Source organism: Neobacillus sp. NRS-1170, from assembly GCF_050468025.1.
This window is the reverse complement of record NZ_JBITPF010000118.1, coordinates 1-10,829: the sequence shown is the minus strand read 5'-3', so window position 1 is coordinate 10,829 and position 10,829 is coordinate 1. Positions and strand designations below refer to the sequence as shown.

11 protein-coding genes are annotated in these 10,829 nt (G+C 34.9%); 4 read left to right on the top strand and 7 right to left on the bottom strand.

Translation table 11 applies throughout. From position 1 onward, the window contains the following. Positions 1–164 precede the first annotated feature (164 nt). Positions 165–680 carry a DinB family protein gene (locus tag ACIFOT_RS32105; RefSeq protein ID WP_430072978.1) on the top strand — a complete coding sequence of 172 codons (516 nt, stop codon included), beginning with the start codon at positions 165–167 and terminating at the stop codon, positions 678–680. A 366-nt stretch (positions 681–1,046) separates the two neighbouring features. Here ACIFOT_RS32105 and ACIFOT_RS32100 read toward each other — a convergent pair whose 3' ends face one another. The 3 genes from ACIFOT_RS32100 to ACIFOT_RS32090 all read right to left on the bottom strand — a co-directional run bounded on the left by ACIFOT_RS32100 (position 1,047) and on the right by ACIFOT_RS32090 (position 4,227). Then, positions 1,047–1,880 (bottom strand): carbohydrate ABC transporter permease, encoded by an 834-nt coding sequence (locus ACIFOT_RS32100; protein ID WP_430072975.1) that lies wholly within the window; start codon positions 1,878–1,880, stop codon positions 1,047–1,049. After that, positions 1,880–2,824, bottom strand: a complete 945-nt coding sequence (locus ACIFOT_RS32095) for a carbohydrate ABC transporter permease (RefSeq protein WP_430072984.1) — start codon at positions 2,822–2,824, stop codon at positions 1,880–1,882. Before ACIFOT_RS32095 ends, ACIFOT_RS32100 begins: the two co-directional genes overlap by 1 nt. 74 nt (positions 2,825–2,898) lie before the next feature. Then, positions 2,899–4,227: an ABC transporter substrate-binding protein gene (locus ACIFOT_RS32090; protein ID WP_430072972.1), complete on the bottom strand. Its 1,329-nt coding sequence runs from the start codon at positions 4,225–4,227 to the stop codon at positions 2,899–2,901. Between the two features lie 698 nt (positions 4,228–4,925). Here ACIFOT_RS32090 and ACIFOT_RS32085 point away from each other — a divergent pair. After that, complete coding sequence (locus ACIFOT_RS32085; protein ID WP_027322326.1) at positions 4,926–5,126, top strand: cold-shock protein; 201 nt, start codon at positions 4,926–4,928, stop codon at positions 5,124–5,126. Positions 5,127–5,499: 373 nt separating this feature from the next. Here the strand turns inward: ACIFOT_RS32085 and ACIFOT_RS32080 are convergent, their stop codons facing one another. Beyond that, positions 5,500–5,994 (bottom strand): CBO0543 family protein, encoded by a 495-nt coding sequence (locus ACIFOT_RS32080; RefSeq protein WP_430072969.1) that lies wholly within the window; start codon positions 5,992–5,994, stop codon positions 5,500–5,502. Positions 5,995–6,394: 400 nt separating this feature from the next. Next, on the bottom strand, positions 6,395–6,757 hold the full coding sequence (locus ACIFOT_RS32075) for a VOC family protein (protein WP_430072981.1): 363 nt from the start codon (positions 6,755–6,757) through the stop codon (positions 6,395–6,397). Positions 6,758–7,354: 597 nt separating this feature from the next. Here ACIFOT_RS32075 and ACIFOT_RS32070 point away from each other — a divergent pair. Together ACIFOT_RS32070 and ACIFOT_RS32065 are read left to right on the top strand one after the other, a co-directional pair. Next, a complete protein-coding gene (locus ACIFOT_RS32070) occupies positions 7,355–7,948 on the top strand; it encodes a dienelactone hydrolase family protein (RefSeq protein ID WP_430072967.1) in 594 nt (197 codons plus the stop codon). Between the two features lie 144 nt (positions 7,949–8,092). Beyond that, positions 8,093–8,548 (top strand): GNAT family N-acetyltransferase, encoded by a 456-nt coding sequence (locus ACIFOT_RS32065; RefSeq protein ID WP_430072964.1) that lies wholly within the window; start codon positions 8,093–8,095, stop codon positions 8,546–8,548. Positions 8,549–8,687: 139 nt separating this feature from the next. Here the strand turns inward: ACIFOT_RS32065 and ACIFOT_RS32060 are convergent, their stop codons facing one another. Together ACIFOT_RS32060 and ACIFOT_RS32055 are read right to left on the bottom strand one after the other, a co-directional pair. After that, on the bottom strand, positions 8,688–9,449 hold the full coding sequence (locus ACIFOT_RS32060) for an SDR family oxidoreductase (RefSeq protein ID WP_430072961.1): 762 nt from the start codon (positions 9,447–9,449) through the stop codon (positions 8,688–8,690). A 46-nt stretch (positions 9,450–9,495) separates the two neighbouring features. Beyond that, positions 9,496–9,870: a MerR family transcriptional regulator gene (locus ACIFOT_RS32055; RefSeq protein WP_430072957.1), complete on the bottom strand. Its 375-nt coding sequence runs from the start codon at positions 9,868–9,870 to the stop codon at positions 9,496–9,498. Positions 9,871–10,829: the final 959 nt, after the last annotated feature.

Below are 10,829 nucleotides of genomic sequence, written 5' to 3'. Positions count from 1 at the left end.
TCGTTCATGATAACTTAAACTAACGAGTGCTTGAGCGAAACAAAGAGTCGTAGCTGCGGCTTTTTGTTTTTTGTTCCACTTACGGGCAGGTTAGATTAAGCAGGGATATTAATGTCTTTTGATGAATATTGTTTTTTAGATACATATTGAAGGGGTGCAGGAGTTTGGAGGTTATAATTAATGCAATAAACAACTGGATACAAGCATTACCAAAGGTATACAACTCAATGTCAGAATTAGAAATATCAAATCGCCCATTACCAAATAAATGGTCTAAAAAAGAGATATTAGGACATCTTTGTGACTCTGCAATAAATAATATTGAGAGGTTTGTAAAAATTCAATATACGAAACAACCTTATGTCATCCAATCGTATAATCAAGAAGAATGGGTCGCAGTTCAGAATTATCAAGAAAGACCAATTGATGAAATAATGACTCTTTTTCAAAACCTAAATAAGCAAGTGATAAATATCATCATAAATATTCCTGCCGAGAAATTAACTTATCTTTGTAAAATTGGTAATTCCCAAAAAACATTACTGTGGCTTATACAGGACTACCTTAATCATATGGAACATCATATTAACAAGCAAATCTTAATTAAAGGAAACAATATTGAAGCTGAATTTGATGTAGATTTGTATGCTAATCCTTATGAAGGTGAGTTTAACGAATAAAGTGCAAACTTTCTTCAACAAACGGGACTTGTAGAAGCATGTAATTTCTAAACTAATGGTGATTATCTTGATTAAGATTTAAGCAATGATCTTCCACATTAGGGTTCGATTGTGGAACAAGAAGTAAGAGGGTGATACATATTATACATGACTAATATGTATCACCCCCTATTTTTTTATGACTTTTTACAATTTAAGTCTTGATAAAACGGAGTCTTTCTGTCTTTCCGTTACGTGTCGCTTTGGCACTAAATGGCACGATATCCACTGCCTGTACGGCTGACGCCTACATTCCGTAGACTCCTGTTCCAATTAGGGCAGGCCCGGTATAACTACCTTATTATTCCCTCCAAAAAATTGATAGATTTACCCTTTCACCGCACCTTGCGTCAGACCATTTACGAGGTACTTTTGACAGAACGCAAACAAGATCATGGTAGGAATAACCGATAGTACCGTTCCAGCTGACATTGCTCCCCATTCAATATCATATTTTTTTATAAAAGAATTCATCGCCACCGGAATGGTTTTAACCGATTCCTCATCAATAAACATGACCGCCATAATAAGCTCGTTCCAGCACTGAACAAACGCAAATATTAAGGTGGCCATAATTCCTGGCAGCATTACAGGAACAATGACCTTAAATAATGCGCTTATTCTTGAGCATCCATCAATCATTGCAGCTTCTTCCAATGAGGCAGGAATTCTCTGGAAAAACCCAACCATAATTATCGTGCAGAAAGGAATCAACATAACCGTATAGATCAGCATTAAAGAAAACAAATGATTAATAAGCTGCATATTTGACATCATCATATATAACGGAGCCATACCAATGAAAATAGGGACCATTTGAGTAATGAGGAAGCCGCCCATCACCTGTCCTTTCCCTTTGAATTTGAATCTTGCAAGGACATATCCCCCAAGCAAAGAAATAATCAATACAATAAAGGAAGCAACGATGGAAACCAAAAAACTGTTGAAAATATAAGTTTGAAAATGAGAGATTTTAAATATTTGAATATAATTATCCAGTGTGAATTCTTTTGGCCAGTATTGAATCGGCAGAGAAAAAATGTCCTTCTGTGTTTTAAAGGAAGTAATAATGATCCAATACAAAGGAAAAATGGTGATGGCCAAAAAAATGCTTAAAAAACCTACTTTCAGAGTACGAAGCCAAATTCCTCCATTAGTCATTAAAAATCACCTTTCTTTTTAAATTTTGAAGCTTTTATGAAAAACACCATGAATGAAAGAAGAATGACAACGATGATAAGACCTACTGCAGAGGCTTGTCCATAGTTCTGTTCAAACATAACCTTATCAATCAGGTATGTAGAGAGAATATGCGTTGCACCAGCCGGACCCCCATTTGTCATGGAATAGATAATATCCGGGAAGTTGAGAATCCAAATTACCCTCAAGAGAATGGTAATAAAGAGGGTAGGTAAAATATAAGGCAGGGTAATATAGAAAAGCTGATGAAGCTTGTTTGCCCCATCTATTTCAGCCGCTTCATACAACTCGTCAGGTATCGATTGAAGCGCAGCCAAAATCATGATGGCAAAGAACGCTACTCCATACCAAATATTCGCGATAATAACAGAAGACATCGCCCACTTGCCTTCGGCTAAAAACGCAATAGGTGCATCAATCAACCCTGTTTTGAGAAGAAGATCATTAATGACTCCAAATTGCCCGTTAAACATCCATCGCCAAATTAGCCCAATCAAGAATCCCGACATCGCCCAAGGAAAGAAGACAAGACCCTGATATATTCCTCTTCCTTTGAAGTGTTTCCTCATGCTTAGGGCAAGCGCAAAGCCAAGGACCAATTGAAAAAATAATGAGATAAAAACCCAATACACACTGTTCTTAACGATGGTGGCAAAGTTAGGACTTGAAATAACAGCTTTAAAATTATCCAATCCAATAAAATGAATATTCATTAAGTCGAAGAGGGTGTAATTCTGAAAAGCCATAACTGATCCTCTAATGATGGGATAATATACAAATACCGATACTAGAACAATCGCAGGCGCTAGACAAAGAAGAATAAAAACCCCTTCTTTTGAGAAACGAAAGGGGGCTTTCTCAAGCTGAACTCCTGGATTGTTCGCATGTAAAATCTGCTTCTCCATTTTCAAAAGATTTCCTCCTTACATTAGTAACAGGGAGAAATGGATAGCTTTCGCTATCCATTTCCATTGCCAAACTACTTTTTGTTTTCCGCTTTTTCTTTAGTCCAATATTCGTCCCATTTTTTCAAGAGATCTTTTGCTGATGTATTTCCGGATAAGAAGGCCTGAAGATCTTGGTCAGCGGCTGACTGCCATGCACCCCATCCCTTGAAATCGATTGGTCTTGTCACGTCGAGGAATATATCCGGTTGTGCATTCATATCTCCGTACGGTTTAAAATAACCTGTTTTATAAAATTCATCATTAAAAGCATTCTGATGAACTGGAATTACAGAACTCCTTTTTGTATACTCATTGCTCTGTTCCGGATCACTTAGAAACTCAATAAGCTTCCATGCTTCTTTTTTATGCTTAGAGTAGGCGGTCATCCCCCAGCCAGGCCCGCTGACTACTTGCTGGGCTACACCAGATGGTCCAATCGGTAGAGGTGCTGTTGCCCATGTTCCATCCTGCAGCTTTTCCTTCGCGGCATCGATGACTTCCGCATCCTGGATCAACATCGCAGTGCTCCCTGAAACAAATCCTTGGACCATTTCTGGGTAGCCCCAGTTGATCGAATCTGGAGGAGAAACTTCCTTATAAACCTTTTTATAAAAATTTAACGCTTCTAACGATTCAGGTGAGGAGAATAAAGTCTTACCATTCTCTAAGTAAAATGCATTATCTGGATTAACCTCTTTACCATTGTAAGCCCACATAGTAATTAGAGCATAATCCCATCCGGTCGGGCCTCCACGAAAACTATATCCATAGCGATTCTTAGCTGGGTCTGTTAATTTCTTTGCTGCTTCATAGAATTCGTCCCATGTTTTGGGTACTTCTAGTCCTGCTTCCTTAAACCAATCGGTACGGTAAAATAAGACACGCTGATACAAACCGTTAGGTATGTAGTATGGAGTATTATCCACCCAATTGGCACGCTTTTTGGCAATATCGTTCAAGGAATCGTAGTTTTTCCATTTTTCTGTGTAAGGCTTCAAATCTTCGATAAAACCATTCATTGCAAATTGTTTGGCATTGAATTCGCGGACTTCCACAACATCCAGCGCCTCTTTAGCCATAAGCATTTGGGTGATTTTTTGGTCCGCACCATTAAAAGGTGGGGAGATCAATTCTACTTTGATATTCGGATTCGCAGCTTCAAACTTGTCTATTAACTCGTTGAGCAATGCCGTTCTTGCCGGGCTTGAAAGGCTTTCAATCATTTTTAAGGTAATCTTTCCATCCGAATCTTTCCCATTACCATTCGACTCCGTGCTTGATTCCTGGCTGCAACCTACAACAATAGATAGTAATAGGCAAATGGAGAAAAATAATGCAAAATACTTTTTCCTACTTCTCATCTAAATCCCCCCCTAAAAGCGCAAAATATAGTTGTTACCATGTCCCACCTGATTGCATGGGATGTTATAACCTACTTAAAATTGATATTTTCTCATCACCTCATTCTATTGAACAAAATTAATCAGGATATCATTGATGTCTGAATCCCGATAAAGATTACACAACAATGACAACCCTTACATAAATTATTTCAATAATATTAAATACAATTTTAAATATCAACAAATTATTCTAAATATTCATAATAATGTAAAAATATTATAAAAATAGGTAAAGATAATATAAAAATATCTAAATTATTTAAGACTCTTCGATTACTCACACTCTTTTGGCTTTTAAATTATTAAGTAGGTTTCTCTGAGGTTATAAATTGCTCTTTTCCTAAATATACTTACGAAACTTCCTCCTCATAGGTGATATTTTAAACAAGAGGAGGATCCGGTATCTAAATAGGTAAGGGAAGCTGCTACTTTGAAAATTCGTTTAACTTTGTAAAGAGATGGCCTTAAACTATCGGGGTGCTATAGTTTAAGAATTAGGGTTCCTTGCAATTAATTTCAAAAAATGCTATTTTAAAGAAGAATTATTTTTGTTCGGTGTAAAGGATAGTATTAGTAAAAACTTTTCGTCTTGATGATCACTGAGAGCAAGGATAGTAATACATTGTGTGTGCTTAGCACACTAGGAGGCAACAAACATGGAAAAAGGTAAAGTAAAATGGTTTAATGGCGAAAAAGGATTCGGATTCATCGAACGTGAAGGTGGAGAAGACGTATTCGTTCATTTCTCAGCTATCCAAGGCGAAGGGTACAAAACATTAGAAGAAGGCCAAGAAGTGACTTTTGATGTTGAGCAAGGTCAACGTGGAGCACAAGCAGCTAACGTTCGTAAAGCTTAAATAAAACGACAAACATGGACAGACTCTTTTTTAGAGTCTGTTATTTATTTTTCTTAGAAAAACAAATAACCCCACTCAAAAATGAGTAGGGTACTTGAAAACAGTATATCATATGGTAAACCAAGTGTAGCATATAAATTGTGGATCTCCTAATTTCCGTGTATTTTTTTACTAAAAGAAAAACTCTGTTGGCAAACATTGAAACAGATGAAAAAAATCAGATGCGATGTTTCAATAACATAGGATTACTTTTTCCAATTTGACTAACGGGAAGTATTGTGAAAAAAGGAGATGACCCCTTATTAATATATTTTAAATTTATTCCATGAATTTAAAACCGTTTATCAATAAAAAATCCTGTATCCAAAATAAATTAATTTTTTGGAACAGGACTGTTATTTGCTTTTCGGACTATAGCGATGAAAGCCCTAGAAATAAGAAAAGTTATACTTAAAGTCCAAAAGCTGGTTAAGGAATTCCAGCCCTTTTTAAATTTAAGTAAAGACGTTTTCTTTTCTAAGAAATGCTCTGTTACAGCCATTGGAATACTAAAATAGAATGTTTTAACAAACATACCTAAAATATTGGATTTCTTAGTAACTTGGTTATAGTAAACACAGGTTATAGGATAAAGTAAATAATCAAAAATAAAGCTAAAATCAAATGATTTAAATAATTTTATTGGATATTTGATGTATCCTTTTTTCACAACTAAATTATCTAAAATTGAAGATAAAAATCCTTTAAAAAGAAAGATAATTAACCAATCTTTTGCGGGTGGTTTTCTAATCAAATTTATGAATGAGATTATTCCAAAAATTAATAAAGCCCTTAAAATATTTTTCTCTAATGTGTGTTTCTGTTTCATAACTTCACCTCATAGGTAAGTATGCCCAATTCGATGGAAGAAATATTTAAGATAATAGTGTTAATTGTAGTGCTATTCAGAGAGGTAAACACTGATTTTTATATTCTTTAACAATATAGCGGCGGTCTTTTTTTCTTTTTGTGCTATCGGATGCATGTTTGTAGAAGATGTCCTTTGAGAATTGAAGTGGAAAATATGTATTAACAACCTTTGGCAGAATTATAAAAAGCACAATCTGAAACAAGCATTTCTGATTAGAAAATAGACAGTTTTGAGAGAGAACCTCTTATTAGGTGAATAAACAATTTTTCCAATAAAAAAGAGAGCGGCGAGCCGCTCACATAATCACTTTGGCGATTAAAAATATCCCTCTTTTTCGCTCATACATTGCTATATACACTTATCTTTCTACCAGTTCTAGCTTCTCACCATTCGGACCTTGGAAAAAGGCGATTTTAACTGTATTATTTAAAATGCTTCGAGGTTCTTCATCTACTAATTTGACGCCTGCTTTTTTAAAACGTACTAGTTCAGCTTCAATGTTTTCAACAGTAAAGGCCAAGTGGTTAACGATTCCTTCGTTCTCAACCGGGCCGCCGTAGACAAGTTCAACCTCTACACTCGGCTGCTCAGGAAAATATAAAAATGCAAGCTCAACAGTGTCATTTAACCATTCTCTATTTCTTAATTCTAAACCGAGGATCTTTTGATAGAACTCTAAAGACTCGTCCATGTCATTGACCATAATCCCCACATGTTCCATTTTCACAATGCATTCCTCCAAACGGTAAATAGTATGTATCGTACTTTTATATAATAGTCTATATTTGACTGTTTCAATAGCGAAAAAATTCAATTTAATAATTAGTGTCCTAATCTTATTATTCTAAGTGTTGAGAATGAGTTAAAAAAGATGTCTGAACAAAAAAATGTGGACGTTTCTGTATCAATTGGAGCCGCTCTGTTTCCTGATGATGCTTCGAATCTCGATGAATGAATTAAGGATGCAGATGAGAAAATGTATAAATTCAAACTATTAAAAAAGGAATATTGTGCTATCATAAATTGATTCTTTTTGGCAAAGAAGATAATCTGTGTTATATAAGTATCGTAAATTAATTGGATAAAAGGTTAGAAGCTAAATAAAGGGTTTTTATATTCTGTTTTATAAAACTTAGTCTGATCTCAAGTGCAGGCTGGAAAGTATTTTACTGATAATAACGGATGCTTGGACTCCAGAACACTAGGTTGCTGCGGCAGCCTTTTTCTTTTTGCATTAACGGGCAGGATAGTTCAATTACAAATGATATAATTTCTATTAATTATATAATTGTAGAGTCACTTTAGAAGGGGGATAAAAATGCTTCAGATACTGAATAATTCAGGTAATTTGATTATTGTGATACACGAAATCTATGGCATTAATAAACATATAAAGAATTTTTGTGATTTATTATCAAAACAGGATATTGATGTTATCTGTCCGAACTTATTAGAACGAGAACAACCATTTGATTATTCTGAAGAGGAGATTGCCTATCTCAATTTTATGGAGAATGTAGGGTTTTCTGATGCTGTCCATAAAATAAAGAATTTATTATTAGGTGTTAAAAATAAATACCAAAAAATATATATTATTGGATTTAGCGTGGGGGCAACTGTTGCTTGGTTGTGTAGTGAGGAAGAGTGCCTTGATGGAGTTGTGGGATACTATGGTTCGAGAATTAGGAATTACACACAAATAGTGCCACTATGTCCTACAATTTTATTCTTTCCTCAAGAGGAACAATCCTTTAATGTGGATGAGTTAATTTCAAATTTAGATAAAAAGAATATAGAGATATATAAATATTTTGGACAACACGGATTCAGTGATCCATACTCTACAAAATTTAATGAAAAATCATCCCAAAACGCTTTCAATGAAATGCTAAACTTCCTAAATAAACATTGATTAATAAACAAGGTTGTTATTCAATTAACTGGTGCTTGAGTTGAGTAAGGCAAGACTGCTGCGGCAGCCTTTCTTATTCGAACGTTAGAATAGTTTAACAAAACAACATATAAATCAGTAAACAAATCTTAAGGAGGTTTTGAAGTGAAACAACACAAATTCATAATAACTCAGTATAATCCTAAGTATGCAAAACAGACAGTGGAAATGTGGCTAGATAGTAAGGAACGGGCTATTGGTCAGAAAGAAATTCATAGCTTTGAAAATCATATAAATTTTTTAAATAATATATTACCAGGACAGTATCAAATAGATTTAGCGTTAATTGAAGAAAAAGTAGTTGGAATGATCGCCTATAATGAAAGGGAGATAAGCCAACTTTATATTCATAATGATTATCAAGGAATCGGTATAGGTCAAACAATACTTGATAAGGTAAAAGAACAATCAAGTGGGAGATTAACATTATATACATTTGAAGTAAATAAAAACGCACAACGATTTTATGAAAAGAATGGATTTAAAATCATTGGTAGAGGCCATGAAAATGAAGAAAATTTACCTGATATTCAATATGAATGGCAATCCACCGGGGATTGAGTTTAGTATTGATTGCTGCGGCAGCACTTTTTTCTTGTTAAACTAACTGGGCAGGGTTAGTGGAAAGAGCAATGGCTAATAAAAAAAACTCGCTACAGCGAGTTTTGCTTTTTCTTGTTCCAACATGAAGCAAAGATAGTTATTCGATTGTATTTTTCATTGCATTGTACATATTTGCTACGTGTTCATCGACTTTATCTCGTGACATGCGTAGTCGTTCGACTGAAGTACCATATCCAATTTCATGTTTGCCCTCTTGTAATTCTTTAAAAATCCCATCTGCGAATTCATCTAACGGTTCTCCGTGAGTATGCAACCCTGCTCCGCCTAAATCTGTATTCACTGCTGGAGGAGCAACTTCAATTACTTCTACAGATGAATCCGAAAGTTGATGTCGTAGACTCATTGTAAATGAATGAAGTGCCGCTTTCGTTGCTGAATAGATTGGAGCAATAGCAAACGGAGTAAAAGCTAACCCAGATGTGACGTTAATGATAGTCGCTTCTTCTTTTGTAGCAAAAAATGGAGCAAATAGCATAGACAAATGGAAAGGTGCTTCAATGTTTGTTGTGATTTCTTTATTGAAATAATTCCAATTGTTCTTCGCATCTGCTTTCAACACATTAAAACGTTGTTGAATCCCTGCGTTGTTCACTAACACATTCACTTCTGGATAGTTCTCAGTTACCCAATCAAACAATGATACACGCTCAGATTCAGTGCTCAAATCACTTACATGGGTAATAAGGTCTGGGAATTTCTCTTTTGCTTTTTGAAGTACATTTTCACGGCGTCCAGTAACGATGACTTTATTTCCAGCTTTTATAAAGCGTTCTGCGAAAGCTAATCCTATTCCAGCACTTCCACCTGTAATAAGTATTGTATTTCCTGAAAGTTTCATTCTAGTTCCTCTTCTCCAATTATTTTCTTCTTTTTTTAAAAAAAATTTATACCTTTTCTGGAACAGTGCGTTTTGAATAACGCGTAATTTTCAAGTCAATCCTCTTTAAAGATTCTGTCATTAACGAAATTTCATCTAGCACTGCCTGCTTGTGGTTCCTCATCATTTCAAGTCGGAGAACAATGGTATTGTCTCCTTCTACTACCCAATCAATATATTGTTTAATACCACTAATGGGCATGCGCGTATTTTTTAAACAAATAACGGTTTCAAGGAGTGAAATTTGATCTTCTGAAAATAACCGCCTGCCCGCTTCATCACGCTCAATCAGTGGCAGTAGTCCCTTTTTTTCATAATAACGTAACGTTGATTCTGTAATATTGAATTTTGCTGCAGCTTCACTAATTGAACAATATTTCATCGGGAGACCTCCGCATTTTATCTTTCCTTGTCGACAGGATTATGATACGACTTAAACCGTGGTTTAAGTCAACACAAATATTTGACTATGTACCAGATAATGAATTGAGACATATGGCACAAAAATATAAATGGAAAATAACATTTCTTTGATTAGATATATAATGTGACCACAAAAGTTAAATCGTTAATAATTCACACTAGAATCAAAGATGTGAAAAGGTAACTTAAACTAACCTGGGCAATAGTTCAACAAGGGGCTGCGGTGGCGGCTCTTTTTCTTGTTCCGCTAACGCACAGTTTAGTCGAAGAAGGAATGAATATAATTAAGAAAAAAATTTGCGGATTAACTGAATAACTTGTCCCTTTCATTAAGAGAATTTATTTCATTAACTATAGTGATTGATAATTTATTTATTGAAAAAAAGTGTATTAATGGCAACTTTACTTTCAGGTCCATACCTAGCTCTAATGAGGACATGTAGTGGATTATTTCTCACTTTCACCACTCTTAGTAATAAAACTTTAACCGCAACGGACTGACATTTTTTTTCAGAGGTTCCTAGTATAAATTACGGAAAGGGGAGATTCTGTGCTAGGCTATATAAAGTCACTAGAGTTTTGGATTACCATAGTAGTTACAGCTATCTTGCTTAAAGTCATTGGCTTAAGCGACCTAGCCAATTATATTCAAGTATTCTCAGTATTCCAATTCAGCTATATTATCCATAAACTGCATAAACACCACAAGTTATTAAAAAGTATGACTAAAGACGAATAAGAGGGGATAGCGGGACACTTTTTAAAAAATCCACTCTATTTCTGCTATATGATAGATATCATTCTTTAAAAATAAAAACTTGTAAAATATTACACTTAAAGTAACGGATGCAAGAGTTAAAGATTGGGATGGCTGCGGCGATCTCCTTTTTTATTGTACTAACGGGGCAGTTGTGCGGC